General features: G+C 29.5%; 21 protein-coding genes. All 21 read right to left on the bottom strand.

What is annotated here, in order from left to right:
- Nucleotides 1-5: 5 nt before the first annotated feature.
- From J7574_RS17580 to J7574_RS17480, 21 genes are read right to left on the bottom strand one after another with little or no spacing between them, the layout of a single operon-like run.
- Nucleotides 6-1133 carry an aminotransferase class I/II-fold pyridoxal phosphate-dependent enzyme gene (locus J7574_RS17580; protein WP_290971568.1) on the bottom strand — a complete coding sequence of 376 codons (1128 nt, stop codon included), beginning with the start codon at nucleotides 1131-1133 and terminating at the stop codon, nucleotides 6-8.
- Nucleotides 1123-1554 carry a WxcM-like domain-containing protein gene (locus tag J7574_RS17575; protein ID WP_290971567.1) on the bottom strand — a complete coding sequence of 144 codons (432 nt, stop codon included), beginning with the start codon at nucleotides 1552-1554 and terminating at the stop codon, nucleotides 1123-1125. Before J7574_RS17575 ends, J7574_RS17580 begins: the two co-directional genes overlap by 11 nt.
- Nucleotides 1544-2515 (bottom strand): glycosyltransferase family 4 protein, encoded by a 972-nt coding sequence (locus J7574_RS17570; protein WP_290971564.1) that lies wholly within the window; start codon nucleotides 2513-2515, stop codon nucleotides 1544-1546. The genes J7574_RS17575 and J7574_RS17570 overlap by 11 nt, the downstream gene beginning before the upstream one ends.
- Nucleotides 2516-2542: 27 nt before the next feature.
- Nucleotides 2543-3433, bottom strand: coding sequence for an NAD(P)-dependent oxidoreductase (locus J7574_RS17565; protein WP_290971562.1), 891 nt, complete (start codon nucleotides 3431-3433; stop codon nucleotides 2543-2545).
- Nucleotides 3434-3455: 22 nt separating this feature from the next.
- Nucleotides 3456-4211 (bottom strand): glycosyltransferase family 2 protein, encoded by a 756-nt coding sequence (locus J7574_RS17560; RefSeq protein ID WP_290971560.1) that lies wholly within the window; start codon nucleotides 4209-4211, stop codon nucleotides 3456-3458.
- Between the two features lie 34 nt (nucleotides 4212-4245).
- The gene (locus J7574_RS17555; RefSeq protein ID WP_290971558.1) at nucleotides 4246-5316 is read right to left on the bottom strand and encodes a glycosyltransferase; all 1071 of its coding nucleotides are present in this window, start codon (nucleotides 5314-5316) and stop codon (nucleotides 4246-4248) included.
- Between the two features lie 12 nt (nucleotides 5317-5328).
- Nucleotides 5329-6384, bottom strand: coding sequence for a hypothetical protein (locus J7574_RS17550; RefSeq protein ID WP_290971555.1), 1056 nt, complete (start codon nucleotides 6382-6384; stop codon nucleotides 5329-5331).
- Nucleotides 6377-7810, bottom strand: a complete 1434-nt coding sequence (locus J7574_RS17545; protein WP_290971552.1) for a hypothetical protein — start codon at nucleotides 7808-7810, stop codon at nucleotides 6377-6379. Before J7574_RS17545 ends, J7574_RS17550 begins: the two co-directional genes overlap by 8 nt.
- A complete protein-coding gene (locus tag J7574_RS17540; protein WP_290971549.1) occupies nucleotides 7807-8961 on the bottom strand; it encodes a glycosyltransferase in 1155 nt (384 codons plus the stop codon). The genes J7574_RS17545 and J7574_RS17540 overlap by 4 nt, the downstream gene beginning before the upstream one ends.
- Nucleotides 8948-10435, bottom strand: a complete 1488-nt coding sequence (locus tag J7574_RS17535) for an oligosaccharide flippase family protein (protein WP_290971546.1) — start codon at nucleotides 10433-10435, stop codon at nucleotides 8948-8950. The genes J7574_RS17540 and J7574_RS17535 overlap by 14 nt, the downstream gene beginning before the upstream one ends.
- Nucleotides 10436-10460: 25 nt before the next feature.
- On the bottom strand, nucleotides 10461-11189 hold the full coding sequence (locus J7574_RS17530) for an SDR family NAD(P)-dependent oxidoreductase (protein WP_290971542.1): 729 nt from the start codon (nucleotides 11187-11189) through the stop codon (nucleotides 10461-10463).
- A 20-nt stretch (nucleotides 11190-11209) separates the two neighbouring features.
- Entirely contained in the window at nucleotides 11210-11440 is a 231-nt protein-coding gene (locus J7574_RS17525) for an acyl carrier protein (RefSeq protein WP_290971539.1), read from the bottom strand.
- A gap of 12 nt (nucleotides 11441-11452) precedes the next feature.
- Nucleotides 11453-12460, bottom strand: a complete 1008-nt coding sequence (locus tag J7574_RS17520) for a 3-oxoacyl-ACP synthase III family protein (RefSeq protein ID WP_290971536.1) — start codon at nucleotides 12458-12460, stop codon at nucleotides 11453-11455.
- Nucleotides 12461-12511: 51 nt separating this feature from the next.
- A complete protein-coding gene (locus J7574_RS17515) occupies nucleotides 12512-13393 on the bottom strand; it encodes a hypothetical protein (protein ID WP_290971533.1) in 882 nt (293 codons plus the stop codon).
- Nucleotides 13394-13400: 7 nt separating this feature from the next.
- Complete coding sequence (locus tag J7574_RS17510) at nucleotides 13401-14465, bottom strand: DegT/DnrJ/EryC1/StrS aminotransferase family protein (RefSeq protein ID WP_290971530.1); 1065 nt, start codon at nucleotides 14463-14465, stop codon at nucleotides 13401-13403.
- Nucleotides 14465-15553, bottom strand: a complete 1089-nt coding sequence (locus J7574_RS17505; protein ID WP_290971527.1) for a DegT/DnrJ/EryC1/StrS aminotransferase family protein — start codon at nucleotides 15551-15553, stop codon at nucleotides 14465-14467. The genes J7574_RS17510 and J7574_RS17505 overlap by 1 nt, the downstream gene beginning before the upstream one ends.
- 6 nt (nucleotides 15554-15559) lie before the next feature.
- Nucleotides 15560-16582, bottom strand: a complete 1023-nt coding sequence (locus J7574_RS17500) for a polysaccharide biosynthesis protein (RefSeq protein ID WP_290971524.1) — start codon at nucleotides 16580-16582, stop codon at nucleotides 15560-15562.
- 43 nt (nucleotides 16583-16625) lie between these two features.
- Entirely contained in the window at nucleotides 16626-17693 is a 1068-nt protein-coding gene (locus J7574_RS17495; RefSeq protein ID WP_290971522.1) for a Wzz/FepE/Etk N-terminal domain-containing protein, read from the bottom strand.
- A gap of 7 nt (nucleotides 17694-17700) precedes the next feature.
- Nucleotides 17701-20196 (bottom strand): SLBB domain-containing protein, encoded by a 2496-nt coding sequence (locus tag J7574_RS17490; protein WP_290971519.1) that lies wholly within the window; start codon nucleotides 20194-20196, stop codon nucleotides 17701-17703.
- Between the two features lie 32 nt (nucleotides 20197-20228).
- Nucleotides 20229-21275: a dTDP-glucose 4,6-dehydratase gene (rfbB, locus tag J7574_RS17485; RefSeq protein ID WP_290971475.1), complete on the bottom strand. Its 1047-nt coding sequence runs from the start codon at nucleotides 21273-21275 to the stop codon at nucleotides 20229-20231.
- 16 nt (nucleotides 21276-21291) lie between these two features.
- A complete protein-coding gene (locus J7574_RS17480) occupies nucleotides 21292-22299 on the bottom strand; it encodes a mannose-1-phosphate guanylyltransferase (protein ID WP_290971472.1) in 1008 nt (335 codons plus the stop codon).

Raw genomic sequence — 22299 nt, 5'->3', positions numbered from 1 at the left:
TATATTCATTTAAAGAAATTAATAATAACCTCTTTTATTCTGCTTTTCTCTTCAACCCTTAAATTAGACCCCGACGGCAGACACAATCCTTTCTCAAACAATTCTTCAGCAATATTCCCTCCATAATAAACATATTTTTCAAAAAGGGGCTGAAGATGCATTGGCTTCCATAGTGGGCGGCTCTCTATATTAACTTCCTCAAGAGCAACTCTCAACCTTTCTCTTTCTTTCTTTGTTTCTAATAATATTGTATTTAACCAATAATTAGAAACAAAATTATCGCTTTGACTATCAAATAGTTGTACACCTTTAATATCTTTAAAAACATCTTTATAAAACAGATGATTATTCTGTCTTAAATGTATATTTTGTTCCAAAATTTTCATTTGTCCAAGACCAATTCCTGCACAAATATTACTCATCCTATAATTGTACCCTATTTCGCTATGCTGATAATGCACTGCTATATCTTTTGATTGAGTAGCATAAAAAATTGCTCTCTCTTTTGAGTATTTATAATTCGTAATTAACGCTCCACCGCTTGAAGTCGTAATAATTTTATTCCCGTTAAAAGAAAGAATTCCAAAAGTACCTAAACTTCCACATTTTTTCCCTTTATAACTACTTCCAAAAGCTTCTGCACTATCTTCAATAATTGGTATTTCGTATCTATCAGCAATTGCATGTACTTCATCTACTTTATAAGGCATTCCATACAAATGAACAGCTATAATGGCTTTAGGCTTTTTCCCTTTTCCGATTCTATCTTTTATTGCAATTTCAAGATTCTCTGGACAAATATTCCAAGTATCTCTTTCGCTATCTATAAATATTGGATTAGCGTTCTGATATAAAATTGGATTAGCAGAAGCTGAAAAAGTCATACTTTGACAAATTACCTCATCTTCAGCTTTCACACCCAATAAAATTAATGCTAAATGTATCGCTGATGTCCCTGAATTTGTTGCTATAGCAAAATTTTGATTCTCAAAATAACTCTGAAGTTCATTTTCAAACTCATCAACATTTGGACCACCAGAAGTAATCCAATTTGTTTCAAAGGCTCTTTGAATATATTTTTGCTCAAATCCACTTTCTTGAGATAACGACAAAAAGATTCTCTTACTGTCCATTATTAATAATCCAATAATCTGATGGATAACGAACATCGTCCTCGCTTACTTTACCTAAGGGTAATGTAGAAAAGGACGCTAATTTTGAATTTACTTCTAGAGATTCTATAGCATTTGCATAACCTGCTGGTATGTGAACAATTTTGCTGTCTGATTCAGAAACCAAAACAGTCTCAATAACCAAATTCTTTGAAGGATTCTCCCAATTATCAATCTTTATAAAATGAATTTTAAAAGATCCTGAAAAGCAATAAAAATTTTTAGCATCTAATTTATGTCCTTGCCAAGCGCGAATAGGATTTTCTTGAGAATTACTTATAATATAAAACCTTTCAATATTTGCAAAACTAAAACCGTTTACATATGATATACTTCCTCGATGATCTGAAAATTTTCCTCCCTGAATTATTTTAGGCTCCATGATCCAATCGTAAATTATTTTTGTTTAATAAATAAAATTTTGATGAATAAATTAACAACAAAGGCAGAATAACAATTACGAAAATCATTGCATCTTGAACTTTATGATAAAGAAAAATAACTAATAAAGAAATTCCCGTCTGAGCTAATCCATAAAAAAGAGATACCAATCGATGCTGTATTTTATATTCATTACTCAGTATTTGATAAAAGTGTAATCTATGTGCTTCAAAAATATTTTGCTTAAGGTAAAGTCTGTGCAAGATTGTACAAACTGAATCAACTCCATATACTGCTAAAAACAATAACCAAATAAGTGATTCTGTTACTAGAATAAGTTTTAATACTAAATAAATTATCCAAAAAGCTATCGCAATACTTCCAACATCACCAGCAAAGCATTTCGCTTTCTTTCTGTAATTAAAAAATAGAAAAACTAAACTTGCAAGTATTGCATATTTTATAAACACTCCATCTGCAAAAAACTGGATTTTTTTATTGACATATAATAAAGACCCCATAACTACTAATGTATAAAGCCCCGTAATACCATTAATCCCATCCATAAAATTATAGGCATTTATTAGTCCAATTGCCAAAACGTAAGAAACTACAATTCCCCAAACAGGCATCAATTGAAATAAATTTAGATTATAAAAAATTAAAGTAATCGAAAGAAAATGAATCGAAATTCTAATTTTATTTGATAGATTTTGAATATCATCCCAAAAACTAACTAAACTCACTAAAGTTATTCCAGTAAAGAAAAAATAGTTACTTTGAATATTTTGCACAAAATAAAGTAGTGCCGAAAACCAAAAAATGATTCCGCCGCCCCTTAAAGTTATTTCAGTATGTGAACTTCGTTGATTTGGTTTATCTATAATATTAAATCTATCTGCTACTTTAAAATAAAGAAGCATAATAATCATTAAAAGTAGGCCAAGTACACAATATTCCATATATATCTTTAAAATTTATGCATCAAATTATAATAATTTTTCTCTTTTCAAATATTCTAAAACTGATTCTGGCTTCCATCCTATAATTTCTCTCGCTTTCGAATCGTCAAAAGTTAAATCTGAAGTTATTTTTTTTAATTTATTTGAATTAAGAGGGGCCTTATCACCCAAAGAATCTCCAATTCTACTTATACATCTAGCAATTTTTAACGGCAAACTGAAAAACAATTTATCTGAAATAGCGTAACTTAATTCAGTAAAACTGGGATGCACACCATCAGTAAGATTATAAACACCTCCTGCTGAACAACTCAACAAAATAAAAGATGGTACATCTTTCGCTAAAACCATACTTTTTCTCGCTTTACCCCCATCAATATTGAAATAATAACCTTTTCTGATCGCTTTCAGCATAGCTCCTAAGTTTCCCGGAGGATTTTTACCTACCAATAAAGGTAATCTTAAAATTGTACAAACGACTTTATGTTCTTGACACCATTTAATTACTATTTTTTCTGCCTCAATCTTACTTAATCCGTAAGGTTCACAAGCTTTCAAAGGAAATTCCTCATTTATTTCTATGCCAACATCCTGTCCATAGACTGAAACTGAACTAATAAAAACAAATTCTCTTGGAGCTCCTACTCTTTCTAAACTTTTTAATAAATTTTTTGTGCCGATAACATTTACATTATGAAAACTTTTGTTTTCAATTTCTGTTTTTGGAGAAAAATGAGCTTTCCCTGCAGAATGAATTACCATATCAAAAGACTCTTTAAATTCTACAGTCTCCTCATCCAATAACACATTATAATCTGCTGATGTTCTAGACAATTTTATAATTTCATGATCTTTATTAAGTTCGTCAGAAATAATTTTTCCAAGAAATCCAGTCGCTCCTGTTAGTAAAATTTTCACTTTATTTATTTTAGATATCTTTTCATTTAACGTATTTAAAAAATGATTTAAATAACGCAATACTTACATAGTAGAGTGATATTATTGCAGATAATTTTTCGTTTTGTCTATAAATCTTATAATACCAATTTATAACCTTGAACTTATTAGAAGACACTGAAGATTTTCGAACACGATATTTAGCTAAAACACTTTCTGCATTTTTTCCAACATACCCTCTTTTTAATATGCTTAACCAAAAAGCATAATCTTCATGTCCCTGCTTGGTAAAATATACTTTACCTAATTTCTCCCTATCATAAACTGCTGTCAAACATGCTATAACATTGCCTTTTAATAATTTTTTATAGTTAACTTGAGATGGAGCAATTATAAATCTTTCATTAGACTCTCCATTTTCATTTATTTTCTCGTAATTTGAAAAAACAATGCCAACTTTTCTATCTTGAAATAGAGGTATTTGTAATTGAAGTTTATTACACTTCCATAAGTCATCACTATCCAAAAAAGCTATAAATCTCCCAGAAGCCATTTCAATTCCAATATTTCTAGGAGTAGTTGGAGAACCTGAGGGAGCATTTGTTCGAAAATACTTTATTCTAGAATCGAGTTTTATAAATTCTTCAATAATAGATTTAGAATTATCAGTTGAACAGTCATCAACAATTAACATTTCCCAATCCTTATATGTTTGTGCGATTACTGATTGAATTGTTTCCGCAATAAAACTTTCGGAATTATATAGTGGAGTAATAATTGATACTTTATTAGATTGCATTGAAGTAATATGAATTATGATGAAAAATTACATTTTAGGAAGCTAAAAAATCTTCCAATTTATTATACCCAAATTCAGCTGAAAAATTGCTTAAATAATAATCTCGAGATTTTAGGTTAAACTTTTTACTATCTAAATTCTCTATTTTTTTTATGAATTCTTCTGGTTGGTTACAAATGTAACCAGCTTCATGCTTCTCTATATCTTCTATTCCTGAGAAAGCTTCTTGAGTACCTAATATTATTTTCCCATACATTAAAGCTTCAATCGTTTTTGTTTTCATTCCTGATCCTAATCTAACTGGATTTATAACAAAATCTGCCCCTTGATAATATGGAGTTAAGTCATCCACAAAACCATGAATCTCTAAGTTTAAATTTTGGCCATACTGTTCAATCAACACCTCCATACCAGTACCTATTATAATCAATTTTGAACTAATAAAAGGCAAAACATTTTTAATATACCACTTTATAGCATCAATATTTGCAAAAAAAGAGCTTCCTACAAATAGGTGATAGCTACTATTATTTTCTAAATTATCCAAACTTTTAAATTTATCTTCAATTGTGATTGGAATGATTAGGTCTGCATTTCTTCCATAAATTGATTTGAGAAGATTACTATCAATATTTGTAAGACAGATTATTTTGTCTGCATATTTAACTATTTTTTTTTCATTTCTCCTTGCATAATTTACCATTAGTTTATTTATAAAACCATCTACAGAAGCTTTATCTTTATAATATTTAACCTCAATGTTGTGAAAAAAAACAACTATTTCAACATTAAATTTTTTTAAAATACTTGAAAACCCTCCTAACAAAGAATGATCGATAAATATATAAGAAATTTCATTTAGCAATAGAGCTTTTTTTATTTTATTATAAACTTCACGAGAATAGCCCCAGGGATTACCAAAAATGATATTTAAAAATTTATGAGCAATTGTTTTATCAGACAAATAAAATTCAATAATTTTCTCATCGCTCATTTTCTTTAATATTTCAACATTCCTTTTTGAAACAATTGATCCGCCATCTATTGAATTTAATTCCCTCCCGATATAGATAATATGCTTACCTTTTAATTTATTCTGCAACATAATATTAAATCCTTAATTAAAAAAATCATGAAAATCTGGTTCAAGTAAATTTAGATTCTTGAAATAATTATCATCTTTATAATTCACCAAACTATTGATAAGTCGAATTAATTCTTCTATACTTGAAAAAAAAGGATCGTAATTAAAAAAATTATTAAAAGATTCTAACATCTCAATTCTAGAAATTGCGCATAGTTTATTATTAGCGATACACTCTAACAGAACTCCGCTAACTCTATATTTAAACCTTTCAGGATAGGCTATCAATATAACATCTGACTTTAAAAACAAGTAATCGTAGGCTTCTTGGCTTAAATAACCTTTGATTGCCATTACATTAGGCTTATCATTTTGAATATCATTTTTGTAAATAAATAATATTTTTTCATCTTCAAGATACTTTAGAAACTCATTAGATTCTATTAAATTATTTATAAAGATCTTATCAGAACTACTTTCAGAAGGAGAGAAGATAACCTTTCTATATTTTTTTAACTCATCCAATATATTAGAATGAAAATCTTCTTTTAATTCTTCATTTAACACTTTTGAATTTGGGAGTCCATGTGGAACCATAAATAAGTCATAATCTCCTCTCGCAGATAAATATTCTTTTGTTTTATCATCTAAAACGATTAAAGAATTAGCCATTAGAATACGATCTAAAAAGAAAAATTTGATCCTGCTTTCATAAGAATTACTAACATTAATATGATTAATTAAATAGCTTTTTTTTATTCCTGATAATGCAAAAGATATTTCCTCAAAACTAGAAAAAATTACAAAATCATATTTCTTAAAGTTAACAGAGAATCTTATAAAAAATAATCCAATTAAATAAGCAAGCCTGTTAAACAATTTACCATAGTTTCTTTTAAATAAAGTGTTAGGTAGAGAATATATAACCTTAGATTTATCAATATCTAATTGTTCTTCATAGTCTTTAACAAAAACAAACTCTAAATTATATCCAGCTTTGATTAAACTTTTAATATATATATTATTAAAATTAACATGTCCTTTTTGTAATAAAGGATCAATGTATAAAATTTTATTATGCTTATTCATATTTAAATTTTGAATAAAATTCTGAGCTAAAAAGAAGAAACATCGCAATAATACCAAATTGGACATTATAGTAAAAAGTAAATGCCAACCATGGTATAGCCGCATATGCCATGAAATTATGTTTTATCATTTTGGCATATTTGACAGTAAGTCTAAAAATTAAAAAAAGCCCTATCAAACCGTTTGCTAACGGTATACTAGAAAAAGAATCGTGCACACCTCCATACTTATTATTACTTATCTCTACAGCTTTATAAGCATTTACTAAATCTAAGCCAGACAATAACTTAAAATCATCTGAAAAGTAAGAACCATATCCTTTCCCAAAAAGTAAATATATTGGATTACTAAAAAGTTCATTAAAAATACTCATAATTTCAATGATTCGAACTCTTGGTGATTCGGGAATCAAATTAATACCATCTAATCCTTGGAAAACATTAACCAATAATGTTACATTTTCTAATTTATATAAAAATAAATTATATTCAGAATCTTGGACATAAGATGTAAACTTGATAATTACAAATAACACTATTGGAATCATCATAAAACGAAGTCTTTGTTTTCGCTTAACAATATCTATACCTGTCGTATTTTTATTAAAAGCAGTTAATATAAACATTATTAAAACGACACCCATAAATATTATCCCTTTTCCTCCCATTCCTCCATCCATTAGGAGAAAAACAGTTATTAAGAAAGAAAACAAAGGTAAAATGTAGCTTTTTAAATGATAATACGCAAAAATTAAAGCCATACTAAAATAAACAACTTCAATTATAATAGATACATCCTCTTCTCCATATTGTGATGTAAATCCTAGAATATATACAAACAATGCTGCTATTGGTGCTGCAATCATTATTTCTAACAACATTTTATATAATTTACCTACAAACGAAAAAAAGGGCATCCTAATCAAAACGAATGCGGTGAAAAATAATGTCAGAATATAGGACGTATATAAAATAAAGTATTCAACATAATATCCCATAAATATTAAACCGAATACTCCAACTAAGATTCCTGAAGCTCCAATATAAATTATCGTCTTATAAAGTGAGTAAAAAGTAGATTTTACTGGAATTTGTTTTTTTAAACGTATAGTTCTAATAAAAAAACTAAACATTATTAAATGATAAACACCTATAGGTCCAAGTAATTTTAATTTAGAGTAATTAAACAATCCATAATGACTATCCTCCGGATTGGTTATCTGCGAAAATGGTATAGCTAAACATGTTATTGTAAAAACTATATGAAAAAAAAAGGCTTTTTCAGTTTTTCCTCTAAAAAGAAAATAAATTACTGTAATTATTTCTGGAAAAGAAACAAAAATACCTGTAATTTTTTCATGTGTTAAAGAATTTGCAATGATTAAGAGTATATACAAGATTATATTTCTATATGAAAATCCACTCATACAATACTTTTGAAGTTATTTTTTAAAACTGTTATTACTTCTGTATGCTTAACATTTTCAAAAACCCTCACAGGCAACAACTTAAAATTATATTTCGTCGTTTGTACAATTAGTCCAGCTATTTTTTTACAGAATTCAATCCCAAATTTCAAATAATTTAGCGGATTAGCACCACAATTCTTTATAATGTATTTTAATATCTTAGGTTCTAAAAATGGCTCATAAACCAACATTGCTGCATGTAAAGCAGCTAGATTTAGTTTTTTATCAACATTATATCCTATTAATACTTCACTAGTTGTTTGGGGATAGATAGTTTTTTCTGACCAAATTCTGGGAATAAGTGGGTTCCAATTATTTCTAATTTCTGGTCTAAGAAAAGGTAATTTATCAACATCTCCAAAATGTTTTTTTAATGCGGTCCACCCTCCACCGCTATTCTTGGAAGCACCAAAAATACTTACTGGATAATTTACATAATAATATTCATCAATGTTTATAGCTAAAGACATTGCAAAATCAATATCAGGACAAGAACCTACTATATAACGACCAATCTTTGACTTTAGTTTTTCAAGCTCAGACCTTAATACAATTCCGTGATAAAACCTTGGCAGCATATCGTATGCCATTGCCCCTTTTGATAAAGTTTTATCTAATTCAAATATTGGATTCATTTTTATAAACTCCAATTTATTAGGCATTTTAGGCAACCAAAGATTTGCAGATTTATGATAATAATTTTCCTTTTTAAATATCACTGATTCCCACCAATATGAGCCAGGGCTATATATTAAACAACTGATAGATCTTTTATCTAATATATTTACAATTTCAAGTATATCTGGGCAAATAAAATCATCATCTCCAATAAAAATCAAATACTTACCATTTGTATTGGTTATTGCTAATTCTGTATTATCAGCAATAGGAATGGATTCTTTATTGTAAAAATACTTTATTCGAGAATCGTTTTTGTGTAAAAGATAGTTTATACAAACTTCATTATCATCAGAATTATCCTGCACAACTATCTCATAATCATAATCATTACTTAAATTATCTACAATAGAATCTAAAACGGGTAAAAGCGTTGAATATCTATTTTTAGTAGGGATAATTATAGAAAGTAAATTTTCATATTTTTTCATCATCTCTTAATTGTAGTATATTAATTCTATATCCAGGATTCATTTTATTAAAAATTGTTAAGTTTATATACAATGAAATTAATCCAATAATTATGGAGTATAAAAACACAAAATATCCCTTTTGTAAATTTATTGTAAGCAGATAACTTACAAAACCAATAATAGCAGTTATTATTAATGGAATCATTGTACCATTTATTAGCCATCTTTTAAATTCACCTTTTAAAAACTTTGAAATTATAAAATAACCGAGATAAAAATATGCAAACACATTCATAATTAACCATGTGTAAGTTGCTCCTATTAGTCCATATTGCTTAACAAAAAAGATCAAAGCAGGTATTATACAAATTATAGCTGCAATTCCTAGTCTGACATTTACACTTGTATGTCCATTCGCAATAGCAAGGTAATATGGCATAAACTGAAAAGATAAAAATACTGCTCCAACTAAAAGAATTTTTGTGACATTTTCGATTTTATTGGCAATAACAATATCATGAGTCCAAATAAGTAAAAAGTCTTTTGTAAAGAGAAAAAGAAGCATCCCTCCTGTAACAGCTAACGTTGACAGAATAAAAGTATTAATATGAAACAATTTTTTTATTTTATCTTTTTCATTATTCTCAGAATACTTGACCATTCTCGGTAATATTGCAACAGCAATTGGGGTTATTATTAGCTCTGGCACTTGTGAAAGAGTTCCTGCAAGAGCATAATAACCAAACTCTTTTAATGACAATAATTTACTTATAACTAGTTTATCAATCTGTGTATTTAATGAAGAAATTATTGACATCAACATCATTCCTCCAGCAAAACGACCAACCGTTTTTAATATCTCTCTATCAAATGTATATTTAACATCAGTTTTTATATATCTCCATAAATTGTATCTTGTAACAAAAAAGAAAATTATATTTATAGATACTTGCCAAATGAAAAATGTAAGTAATGTTGGAAAAAAAAACAGGGGTAAAAGAACAACTCCTGATCGAAAAAAACTGCTCGACACTTGAATTCCATTAGACAAAACTTGTTTTTCTAAACCTGTTAAACCACTACTTTGTAAAGTAGTGAATAATTGGAAAGCAACACTAATCCCCATTAAACTAATGTAAAGAGATAAATCTTCATTAGAGAATGTATTCGAATTTAACCAGTTAGCGGCAATAATTTTAGAAAATAAAAAAACAATGATTATTATAAACAAGCAAACTGCCATATATACTCTTTCAATTGTAAAAAGCATATTACCAATATACTGTTTATTTGTATTTCTAGCAACTTCTCTATTAAGAGTAGCAGATAAGCCTCCATCCGCGAAGTACATAATTGTTAAAATAACAGTGTAGAAATTAATTACAGCATAGGATTCTATTCCTAATAATTTTATGTAAAATGGTATAAAAACAAATACAGATACAATTCCCCAAATTTTACCAACATAGTTGGCTATTATGTTTTTAAACATATTTTAAATATAAATCTCTTAAAAATTATTGAATGGAATATCCCCCATCAATAATAATACTTTGTCCTGTAATCCATTTTGCATTCTCAGATATAAGGAATAATATGGTCGGTACAACATCTTGAACTTCACCAAAACCAAGAGGATGCATATTTTCAATTTCCTTAATTTGGTTCTGATTTATTTGAGTAAACAGTTTTTGAGTCATTGGCGTGTTAATAATACCTGGTAAAACTGCATTAATTCTAATTTTCCTTTTAGCAAATTCTAAAGCGCTAGCTTTTACTAATCCTAATAAAGCAGACTTCGTTGCACAATATCCAACTTTTCCAGGCTGTCCAAGTGTTCCCATTACAGATGACAAAAAAACAACACTGGCCCCATCATTACAATACTTCTTTTTCGTAAAATGTCTTAATAATTCAATCCCAGAAAATACATTTATATCAAATATGCTTCTAATCTTATTTGTAGAATATAACGACAAAGGAAGTGTTTCTTCAATTCCTGCACAATGTATTAACCCATCAAATTTTTTATCTTCTAAATTGAAGTTTATAAATAACTGATCAATTTGATCGACATTATTAAAATCAAAATTAAAATCAAAAACTTGTGATTTATGAATCTGCAAAAACGAATCTATTTTCGAAAAATCTCTGCCAATTGCATAAACAGTATGTTCATCAGCAATTAATTGCTTTAAAGTTTCGAAACCTATACCCGATGTTGCGCCTGTTAAAAGAATGTTCATAACTTATTATTAAAAACTCTTTAATTAAACTTATTTATTCCAATTCTTTCAATTAGAGAATTTACTGTTGTTATATTTTCGATATCGTCTGAATTTAAGGTTATAGAGAACTCTTCATTAACTAATCCGATTAAAACCATCGCTGCCATAGAATCCCACTCGTCTAAATCTTTGATATTTGTTTCACCATTAACTTCTATTTCTAATTCTAAATCTTCTTGCAGTCTTAGAAAAAAATCTTTTTTATTCATAATTAAAATATTTTATAATTTATTATTTATTGTTATTAATCCTCCAGCCCACGACAACCCTACTCCAAAACCTACGATCGCAATTTCCTGATCTTTAAGGATCATATTCTCTGAATAGTTCTTAAGTGCTATAGGTATAGTACAAGAAACTGTATTCCCACCATCTTCCAAATTTATATAAAACTTTTCACTATCAATTTTTAGTCGCTTGCGCATAAAATTTAACATAAACGAATTGGCTTGATGAAAAACAAATTGATTTATATCACTTATTTCTTTCTTGTTTTTTATCAGAACTTCTTTAGTAAAATTAGGGATAACTTCACTCGTAAAATTAAAAACTTCAGGACCATTCATATACAAATGATTATCCGTGTAAATGTTATTTGATCCATAATTCACTTCTTTTGCTTCTGGATCAAATGGAGATTTACTACATCCATTTTTCACAATTAATTTATCATATCCCGCACCGTCTGTCCCAAATAAAAATTCTCCAATACACTCTTTATCTGAATTTGAAATTAATGTCGCCGCAGCTGCATCGCCAAAAATTGCTCTATTGGAACGGTCATTTGGATGCAAATATTTAGAATAGGTTTCTGCAGTTACTAATAAGACCTTCTTTGCTTGACCAGAATTAATTAATCCTTTTGCTATACTAACTCCATAAACGTAACCTGAACAACCTAAATTAAAGTCAAGAGCACCTATGTCTTTTCTTAATTTCAAATGGTTTTGTAAAACACAAGCTGTAGTTGGTAGAAAATATTCTGGACTTTGAGTACAGTATAAAATATAATCTATTTCTTCCTTGTTTATTTTTTTTAATAATTTTTCACATGCTTTTTTTGCTAAATCAAATGCAGTCTCATTATCCTCAACCCAATATCTATTTATTATGCCTACTTTTTCCTCAAATTTCCCAAAATCATAATCAGGAAAGCGATTAGCTAAATCAACATTACTTATTTTTTGTTCAGGAAAAACATATTCTATATTTGTTATAACTGCTCCCATTTTTTAATTAAATTCTTAGAAAATAAATTTATATACTAATTATGGCAAAACCTATAATCCTTGTTTCAGGATAGGAATAAATCTTGCTTTATTATTGTACAAAAACTTATAAATTGTTCTTTCGCTTATCGAATTGGTTTTATTGAATGTTTTATCAAATAAATAAAAAATGCTCTGTGTTGAATCTAACTTCTTTGTTTCAGATTTTGTTAAGATCACGTTCTCATTTTCTTTTAAATTAAAAAGAACCAATTCATTTTCATTGACTTCTAATTTAAAAGTTTCATTATTGATTTTAATGAATTCCTCCATCCAAATTTTTAACATATCAAACTTTTCATCTATAGTTTTTGGTAAATAGAATTTGACATGTTCCATAATTTTCGCTGGACTACCTGAATATGCTCTATCTGGTAATGTATCTTTTGTAATTACAGAATTAATTAAGGCTGTACTTCTTTTTCCTAGAACAATTCCTGAACCAACAACACAACTACCAACTAACCAAACATCATCATTTATAATAGTTTTTCTCTTTGCATAAAGAATACATCCCTCGATTTGTTCACCACTAGCTACATGTGTCCAGATTTGAGAATACATCCCTACTCTTACACCATTTCCAATTTCTAATCCTCCTGCCCCATCTAAGATAGTATTTTGTCCAAACCAGCAATTATGTCCAATTCGCATCGAATCTTCTGGCATAATTAACATATCATTGTGAAAAACATTCCAATCTCCAACTATAAATTCACCATGAATAAAAATTCTAGTATTGTCGTTTATAATATTGTTGTCACCTATATTTGCAATAGCCTTAGGATTATTCCCTAAAATCTCAATAATAACATTTTTTCCAATTTTATTATATTGACCCAAAACAACATTTGGATGTATTTTTGCTGAACTGTCTATTTGATTTGTATTCATTTATAAATTATTTATTCTCAAACCACCAACCAGAAGGAATTGCTAAAAATCGGTTCATGAATTCATTTACGCCTTTTAAATAGTCCTTATTATTAAAAACTGAATATACATTATTATTTATATGAACTCCAGTTGCATAATAGCCATTTTCTTTAAAATAATTAATGGCCAATTCTTTATTATCACATAAAATCCCATATACCCAATAGTTAGGTACGCAATTTACTGTTAATTTTAGAGAGCTAAAATTTTTCATCTCCATAATTTTTTGATCCCAAACTAATGCATTTTTCTTTTGATGTACAAGCAATTTTTCAACATCATCCATCTGTTTTGTTCCCAAATATGAATTCAATTCACTCATTAATCCACCGTAGCCCTCTAATTTAATATCGCACTCAGGATTAATTTCTCCATTATTAGTCCTAAACTTTGTTCTATCGATTCCGTAATCTCTTATCATCAAGGCTTTTTCATAAAGCTCTTTATCTTTAAAAACGATCGCACCACCATCTATAGTATTAGGTAATCTCACAGTTTGAAAAGAAAAGACGGTTATGTCTGTCCCAACATTTCCTAATTTTCTATTTTTATATTCAGAACCAAAAGCTTCTATACCGTCATCAATTACAGGAATGCCAAAAGAATTTCCAATTGTGTTTATCTCATCTATATTACCTAAATAACCACAAAAATGATTATGAAAAATAGCCTTTGTATTGGTTGTAATTTTAGATTTTAAGTCTTTTGGGCACATACCTCCCGTTTCAGGATTAATATCAACCCAAACAACTTTTAAATCTTTAACTGCAAATGGCTGATTCGACGCCAAACAACTTACTGGACTAGCAATAATCTCATCACCATTTTTTAATCCTAAAGTTGAAAGAACAATTAGCATCGCAATGTTATAAGAACTTACAGAAAGTACATATTTGCATTCAATAAAGTTTTGCAGCTTATTTTCAAATTCTCGTCCATATTTACCATATCCTAATTGCCCAGAATAAAGTATCTTAACAACATCAAAATCAACCCCTTGCGACATGTAAGGTTTATAAATTGGTACCATTACCAGCCTTGTTTTATTAAATAAATCATTTTATCAAGATCTTCTTTAGTAACCCACCATCCACATGGTAAATGAACCATCTTGCTATAGAATAAATCTAAATTTGGTAATTCAGCCGGAAAATCATTTAAAAAATCATGCAAATCATTTCGTTTATGAAGTTCAGAAGCCATTATTCCATTTCCAGACATCATTTTTATAAACTCATCACGATTATCAACTTTCAAAGTATACAACCAATATGAAGGTTCTGTTCCTTCGTAATATTTAATCAACTCAACTCCCTTTACATCTTTTAGATTCTCATCCAAATATCTTCCATTATCTATGTACTTTTGAACTAAATTTTCAATATTTTGTAATTGAATTAATCCAACTGTAGCGTTCACATTATTCATATGATATTTGTATCCTTGAAAAGTGATATTATTATCCAGGCGAGTTAATTTTTTATCTAATCCAAACCATCTAATAATTTTACCTCTCTCGTACAACTCACTGTCTAATATCTGTAATGCCCCTCCATCGATAGTTGTTAGATGTTTAATCGCTTGAAAAGAATAAACTGTAAATGGAAAATGATTGCCCGTTTTTTTGCCATTAAACTTAGCACCTAAAGCATGCGCAGCATCTTCAATGACCGGTATTTTGTATTTATTAGACAACTCTTGTATAGTTTTTACATCAACAGGAATACCTGCATAATCAACTACAATAATTGCTTTTGTTTTTTGATTTATCGATTTTTCAATAGAAGCTACTGAAATATTACCTGTGTCGTAATCAACATCTGCCCATCTTATTTTTGCACCAACCATTTTAATTGCTACATTAGTCGGTTCTGCTGTTAATGCAGTACTAATAACCTCATCTCCTTCCTTAACTCCAGCTAAAATTAATGCTATATGCAAAGCTGCGGTTCCTGAATTCAAAGAAAGACAGTGCCCTCCTCCAATATATTCTTCAAATTTTCTTTCAAACTCCTCAACTGCTTCTCCTTGCGCAACATATCCGCTATATAAAACTTCTTCAAGTTTTGGCATTAAAATATCTCGACATGGAATACTTGTTTTTACTAATGGTAACATAATGAATTATTGGTTATGAGAAGCTAGTTCTTCCTTTACATACTCTAGAGTTAATAACAATTTTTTTAACTCTTCAACACTTAATCTTCTTGTATTATCTGAATTATATTCAGTATCTACAAGTTTTGGTCCATCCTCTTGAACGTACTTAGTGTAATTCAAATCTCTAAAATCAGCTGGAATTCTGTAAAAATCTCCTAAATCATCTGCTTTCGCCATCTCTTCCTTTGCACAAAGTGTTTCATACATCTTTTCGGAATGACGTTCACCTATAATTTTAATTTCATTATCTGCATTAAACAACTCTTTCAAAGCTTGCGCTAAATCTTCAATTGTAGCTGCTGGAGATTTCTGAACAAAAATATCTCCTGGGTTACCATTCGTAAAAGCAAACATAACTAGCTCAACAGAATCATCTAATGACATCATGAATCTTGTCATTTTTGGGTTTGTAATTGTTAATGCTTTGCCTTCCTTTATTTGTTTTACAAACAGTGGAATTATAGATCCTCTAGAACACATAACATTTCCATATCTAGTAGCCGTGTAAATTGCATCTATATTTTTAACTCTAGAATCTCTGGCTTTAGAAACTGCTAATTTTTCCATAAATGCTTTAGAAATTCCCATTGCATTGATTGGGTATACGGCTTTATCTGTACTAAGAACAACTACTCTTTCTACATTGTTTCTTGCAGCCGCCTCTAATACATTTTCTGCACCAAGTATGTTTGTTTGAACAGCCTGCATAGGATAAAACTCACACGAAGGCACTTGTTTAAGCGCAGCAGCATGAAACACAAAATTTACCCCATTCATTGCTGCATTGATACTATCAAAATCACGAATATCTCCAATAACAAAATTTAATTTATCATTTTTATACTCAATACGCATATCTTCTTGTTTTTTCTCATCGCGAGAAAAAATCCTAATCTCCTTCAAATCTGAATTTAAAAAACCTTTCAACATGGCATTTCCAAAAGAACCTGTACCGCCTGTAATTAATAAAATCTTATCTTTAAACATGATTCACTATGTATTTTAATTTTGAAAATTTATATAAAAGCCATTAAATGTAAGTATTGTATAATCTCTTTACAATTAAAAAAACTAATGTTAGAAAAGTTCCTAAAAAAAAACCATAAAAACCTCCCTTTATCTTTCCTACCTTTTCTACATTTAAAGGTAAAATTGGCTCGTCAATAACTTGAATTAATGGAGTTTCTTTTCTTAAGGTAACCTTTGCTAATTCAGACTGTTTTACTAATTCCGTTAATATTGCAGTATTAGCCTGAACATCAACTTGCCTTCTAGCTGAAGGTGTCCGCCTAACATTTAAAGCTGGATTCAGGTTGAAAGTGTTATCATTTGCTATAGCAACTCCAGTAATTGCACCATTCAACTCTCTACGAATAGAATCAGTTTGTCTTTCCAAAATTTCCATGTTAGTACGAGCCTTTTTACTTTTCGTACTAATATAAAACTTACCTACTTCTTTTGCTAGAGCTCTACAAAAATATAATGAGAAAAGCTCATCTGTCGAAGATACCTCCATAGTGATAATAGCGACCTTTTTATCTTTCTGCGCTACACTAAGCGATTTTTTTGAAAGGTTTTGATAAATTACGCCTAAAATACTATCTTGTTCTCTAATAAATAATTTACGATTTGAGTTTGGTAAAAACTGAATTTTTGACAAATTTGGATCTTTTTCCCATTTCTCTCTCCAATCGTTGTTATCAATGTACATCTCGGCTAATGATACAATCCTACCATCTACATTTACAGGAGACATCAATGTTTTTTCAACCATTGATCTTGATTTAAATAATTCCGCCAAATTAGCACCTGTAAAAAGACTGCCTCCACTACTCCCCATATCTAAACCTAGAGAGCTTGCTAATCCAAGTGCACTACCTAACCCACCGCCACTTTTCTCATCCTCGACTGCAAAAGATAAAGTAGCAGTATAAGTAGGCTTTTTTATCAATGAATATGCTACTCCTCCAATTACCCCTATGAGTACTCCTATGACAATAAGTTTCCATTGCAAAAGCAGATATGAACACCACACTTTTATTGTTGCAATTAATTCTTTAAATGAAACTTCCTCGTTTTCCATCGGTTTATTATGCATGTAATCTTTATTTAAACGCAGTTACAATTAGCAATGCCAAACTAGCAAATGCAGTTCCAAGTCCTGCCCATTCACCAGCACTCATTTTTTTCTTTTCTGGTTTCTCAGGTACAACAATTTGTGAATCAGGTTCTACTTTGGGATAAGATCTGAAAAACAAAAACGAACTTGTTACAGCAGCTTTGCCGTTAGGATAAATAATATAAGCTTTTCTCTTCCATCCTTTGTTATCTACACCACCAACAGAGTTAATATAATATTTAAACCCTTTTCCGTTTCTGTAAGGTATCTCAGATGTTAACAGCACATTACCAGTAACTTTAACACCTTCATTATAAACAGCAACTTCAATTTCATCTCCAGGAAATAAAGTAACATTCGAATAATGATTCTTATCTTTTACAATTTTCTCCCAATTAACAGGAATAGTTGTATATTTTAATTCGTCTCTTAATTTTTTTGATAATTTGGATTTAAGAGTATCATTAGTTTTAAGATTTGATTCATCTAAAGTTCCTTCCTTTTTCTCTAATGTTTCCTTTTTCTCCAAGTTAAGATTTATACTTTCCAATTGCTCTATCTGCTCTTCTTTAATTGGTCTTTTAATTTTCATCCCATCCAAATTAGCTATAGATGTTAATCCACCTGCCCTCATTACAACATTATAAACTCGTTCTTTTTTATTCGCTAAAACATATTTACCTGGATAAGTAACAGCACCACTTACTTTAACCATCTCTGGCTTCTCATAAACTGCCATTCGGCGAATATTAACAACATCAAAAGGTTTTAAAACGAAATTTTTTATTTGTTCATTATTGTCTGCAGTAATCTCTAACTCAACTAATTCTACACGTTTAGGATCTGCATCATCAATAGCATCAGATTTAATCATTCTAGCAATTTCGACCCTTTTAGAAGCAGAACCTGTTAATCCACCAACTTGAATAACTAAATCATTTAAAGTTAAATTTTCAAAATATTCATATTCGCCAGGATTTTTTACTTCTCCATCTATGGTTACTTTATATTCTTCTCTAAAATCTAAAATAGAATATACAGTCACTATATCTTCTCTTTTTAATTCAATATCTGCATTTAAATCTCCCGATAATGCTGCGCCTAAATCTACATTAACAATCTCTGTTGTCAGATCAGTCTTTAAACGAATAATCCTTGCTCTTTTACTATAAGCATCTTCTTTTAATCCTTCTGCTCTTGTTACAAGATCTGAAATTCTCATTCCCTCTGTAAAAGAATAATAATCTGGTCTAAAAACAGCACCTTCAATCTTGATACGATTTTCGAATCTATTTAAAATTTTCGTAACTCTAAAAACATCTCCTGACTGAGGTTGATAAGAATTATATTCACTTTCATTAATATCGTGAACTTTAAATTCTTTTCCAGTCTTTTGCAAGACATTTACAGATGCTGTATAAGCAAACTCATTAAATCCTGAAGCGAAATTCAATAAATCAGAAAACTTTTCTCCTTTTTTCATTTCAAAGATTCCGGGTCTCTTTACTTCTCCTTCAACAGTAACTCTTTGACTATAGGCAGGAATTCTAATTACATCATTCTCTTTTAAAGCAACATTATCAGACTGATCTCCTTTAACTAAAAACCTGTAAATATCAATGTTCTTGTAAACTTTGTTATTTCTTATTAACTCAATATTTCTATAACTGCCATTTTTTCCAGGTCCACCCGCCAAATGCAAAGCATTATAGACAGTTGCTAACGAGGAAATTGAATAATTACCAGGTTGTTTACCACCAACGATTGTAACTTTTATAGTACGTATTTTTCCTAAACTAATACTCACTTGAGATTGTCCAGAGCGAACAGTGCTATATACTCTAGCAATTGCCGCTTTTATTTTTTGTGTAGCTGCCTCGATAGACATTCCAGAAACGGAGATTTGTCCGACATAATCGATGCTTACTTTTCCTTCAACACTTACAGGTATATTAGCATTATATTCTTGAACCCCATAAACACTTACTTGTAATTCATCTCCAGGACCAAGAATATAATTCATAGGAGTAGCCAAATTCAAATCTGGCTCAAAATTTAAAGTAGGATTATCAAATAGCTCTGATCCAAAAATTAATGCATTTAACGAATCTTTTACTTTATCATTTTTTATCTCGCCCTGTTTCCTTCCAAACTCTGAAGTTTTCTCTCCTGTTTTTGATTTACTATCCTTGTTTTTATCTTTAGCACTATCCTTAGCATTCTTCTTGTCATACTCATTAAGTTTGACTCTAAGTTTATTAAACTCTGTTTGGCTCATCCCTTTTGATAAAGCCATAGATTCAACTTGATCGATAGTTGCATTGTTGCTTTTTAACTGAGCACTAATTTTTGCTAAATCATCATCAGATAAATAATCTACTTGTACTGTACTTAGATCTTTAGATCTCATTATATCCTGTGCAGTTGCATTACAAGTAATCAATGCAAAAAATAATGTAAGAACGTATAATATTTTTTTCATGTTAAAGGAAAAATTATTTTTTAAGTTATTTTTTATGAGTATTGTTTTTGATAATAATCCTTATAAGCCCCTGAAGTTACATTTTGAAGCCACTCTTGATTGTTAAGATACCAATTAGTAGTTTTTTCTAATCCTTCTTCAAAGGTAACTGAAGGTTTCCACCCTAGCTCTCTATTAATTTTTGAAGCATCTATAGCATATCGCAAATCGTGACCAGGTCTATCTTTAACGTAGCTAATTAGTTTTTCTGAAGTTCCGTCTTCTCTTCCTAATTTACTATCCATTATTTTGCATAACAACTTAACAAGATCTATATTTTTCCATTCATTAAATCCACCAATATTATAGGTTTCATGATTCTTTCCTTCATGAAAAACTAAATCAATTGCTATTGCGTGATCTTCTACAAACAGCCAATCTCTTGTATAATTCCCGTCGCCATATACTGGAAGAGATTTGTTATTGATAATATTATTAATAAAAAGAGGAATTAGTTTTTCAGGAAAGTGATATGAACCATAATTATTTGAACAATTAGTTAAAACATATGGCAAACCATAAGTTTCACCATAAGCTCTCACAAAATGGTCAGAACTCGCTTTTGAAGCGGAATATGGTGAATTTGGATCATAAGGAGTTTCCTCCGTAAATAATCCTGTTGCACCTAATGAGCCATAAACCTCGTCAGTACTGATATGATAAAATCTTTTACCCTCAAAATCATCTTTCCATTGATTTTTAGTAGCATTTAATAAATTCATTGTTCCAATAACATTAGTTTTAACAAAAGCAAGTGGATCTTCGATAGAACGATCAACATGTGATTCTGCGGCTAAGTGTAAAACTCCATCAAATTTATGAAGTTCAAAAAGTTCATTAATAAAACTTTCATCAACAATATCACCTTTTACAAAAGTATAATTTGATTTATTTTCTATGTCTTTTATGTTCTCAAGATTTCCTGCATACGTTAAAGCATCCAAATTAAAAATTTGATACTCTGGATATTTGTTCACAAAACGTCTCACTACATGCGAACCAATAAAACCAGCACCACCTGTTATTAGAATTTTTTTCATTTCTAAATGCCTTATATTAATTTAATAAATCTGAATTTTGCTTCTCCAATGCACTGTATATATCTTTCACGTCCTGCGAATTCTCTTTCTGCAAAATTAGATTAGCAGTTTCTGTATAAACAAAAATGGTATTTTTCAAACCTAAAAAAGTTGTATGTTTATCACATCCAATTACCATATTACCATTAGAATCTGTAGAATGACCTTTTGAATATAAGTAATCATATACTGATTCAAATGACCCTAAATCTGACCATGAAAAAGAAGCAGGAACAACTTTAATCTTTTTACTGCGTTCCATTACTGCATAATCAATACTGATAGAAGGAATTTCCATAGACAGATTTAAATCTAAAAATCCTTCTTTACTTGCCTCCCATACTGCTTTTGACTTTTCAAAAACATCTGGTTGGAATTTCTTCAATTCTTCTAGTAGAACACTTGCTTTGAAACAAAACATTCCACTATTCCATAAAAAATTACCTTTTGCTATAAACTCTTTTGCTGTAGTTTCATTTGGTTTTTCGCGAAATGAAATTACATTATCTCCTTCTGCTTCAATATAACCATAACCTGTTTCTGGTTTAGTTGGTATTACACCGAAAGTTACAATAAATCCATCATTAGCTTTTTGTACTGCCTCGCTTATAGCTTGATTATAATTCTCCATCTGATCTATAATATGATCTGAGGGAGTAATTATTAAAATGTCGTCAGGTTCAGATGCAAATGCAGCAAAGGCGATTGCAGCAGCTGTGTTTCTTGGAGTTGCCTCAATAATATTTAAATAAGAAGTATTGGTTTTATCCATTACTTTACCGCTTAGTTGATGATTGTCTATATTACCAACAACCATTACTTTATTTGCTAGATGACTATTTCGTTCCACAGTCATTTCAAACAAAGATTTTCCCTCAAATATTTCAAGATATTGTTTTGGTCTACTTTTACGAGATAATGGCCACAAACGACTTCCTACTCCTCCTGTAAGGATAACATGTGTAATATTTTTATTTGAATTCAT

It is taken from the genome of Flavobacterium sp. (genome assembly GCF_017744675.1).
Classification (GTDB): Bacteria; Bacteroidota; Bacteroidia; order Flavobacteriales; family Flavobacteriaceae; genus Flavobacterium.
This window is presented reverse-complemented; position numbering and strand designations above follow the sequence as displayed.

Coding starts and splice junctions, on each gene's coding strand:
- J7574_RS17580 (WP_290971568.1), bottom strand. CDS start 1,133: ATGGACAGTAAGAGAATCTTTTTGTCGTTATCTCAAGAAAGTGGATTT.
- J7574_RS17575 (WP_290971567.1), bottom strand. CDS start 1,554: ATGGAGCCTAAAATAATTCAGGGAGGAAAATTTTCAGATCATCGAGGA.
- J7574_RS17570 (WP_290971564.1), bottom strand. CDS start 2,515: ATGGAATATTGTGTACTTGGCCTACTTTTAATGATTATTATGCTTCTT.
- J7574_RS17560 (WP_290971560.1), bottom strand. CDS start 4,211: ATGCAATCTAATAAAGTATCAATTATTACTCCACTATATAATTCCGAA.
- J7574_RS17555 (WP_290971558.1), bottom strand. CDS start 5,316: ATGTTGCAGAATAAATTAAAAGGTAAGCATATTATCTATATCGGGAGG.
- J7574_RS17550 (WP_290971555.1), bottom strand. CDS start 6,384: ATGAATAAGCATAATAAAATTTTATACATTGATCCTTTATTACAAAAA.
- J7574_RS17545 (WP_290971552.1), bottom strand. CDS start 7,810: ATGAGTGGATTTTCATATAGAAATATAATCTTGTATATACTCTTAATC.
- J7574_RS17540 (WP_290971549.1), bottom strand. CDS start 8,961: ATGAAAAAATATGAAAATTTACTTTCTATAATTATCCCTACTAAAAAT.
- J7574_RS17535 (WP_290971546.1), bottom strand. CDS start 10,435: ATGTTTAAAAACATAATAGCCAACTATGTTGGTAAAATTTGGGGAATT.
- J7574_RS17530 (WP_290971542.1), bottom strand. CDS start 11,189: ATGAACATTCTTTTAACAGGCGCAACATCGGGTATAGGTTTCGAAACT.
- J7574_RS17525 (WP_290971539.1), bottom strand. CDS start 11,440: ATGAATAAAAAAGATTTTTTTCTAAGACTGCAAGAAGATTTAGAATTA.
- J7574_RS17520 (WP_290971536.1), bottom strand. CDS start 12,460: ATGGGAGCAGTTATAACAAATATAGAATATGTTTTTCCTGAACAAAAA.
- J7574_RS17515 (WP_290971533.1), bottom strand. CDS start 13,393: ATGAATACAAATCAAATAGACAGTTCAGCAAAAATACATCCAAATGTT.
- J7574_RS17510 (WP_290971530.1), bottom strand. CDS start 14,465: ATGGTACCAATTTATAAACCTTACATGTCGCAAGGGGTTGATTTTGAT.
- J7574_RS17505 (WP_290971527.1), bottom strand. CDS start 15,553: ATGTTACCATTAGTAAAAACAAGTATTCCATGTCGAGATATTTTAATG.
- J7574_RS17500 (WP_290971524.1), bottom strand. CDS start 16,582: ATGTTTAAAGATAAGATTTTATTAATTACAGGCGGTACAGGTTCTTTT.
- J7574_RS17495 (WP_290971522.1), bottom strand. CDS start 17,693: ATGCATAATAAACCGATGGAAAACGAGGAAGTTTCATTTAAAGAATTA.
- J7574_RS17490 (WP_290971519.1), bottom strand. CDS start 20,196: ATGAAAAAAATATTATACGTTCTTACATTATTTTTTGCATTGATTACT.
- rfbB (WP_290971475.1), bottom strand. CDS start 21,275: ATGAAAAAAATTCTAATAACAGGTGGTGCTGGTTTTATTGGTTCGCAT.
- J7574_RS17480 (WP_290971472.1), bottom strand. CDS start 22,299: ATGAATTCAAATAAAAATATTACACATGTTATCCTTACAGGAGGAGTA.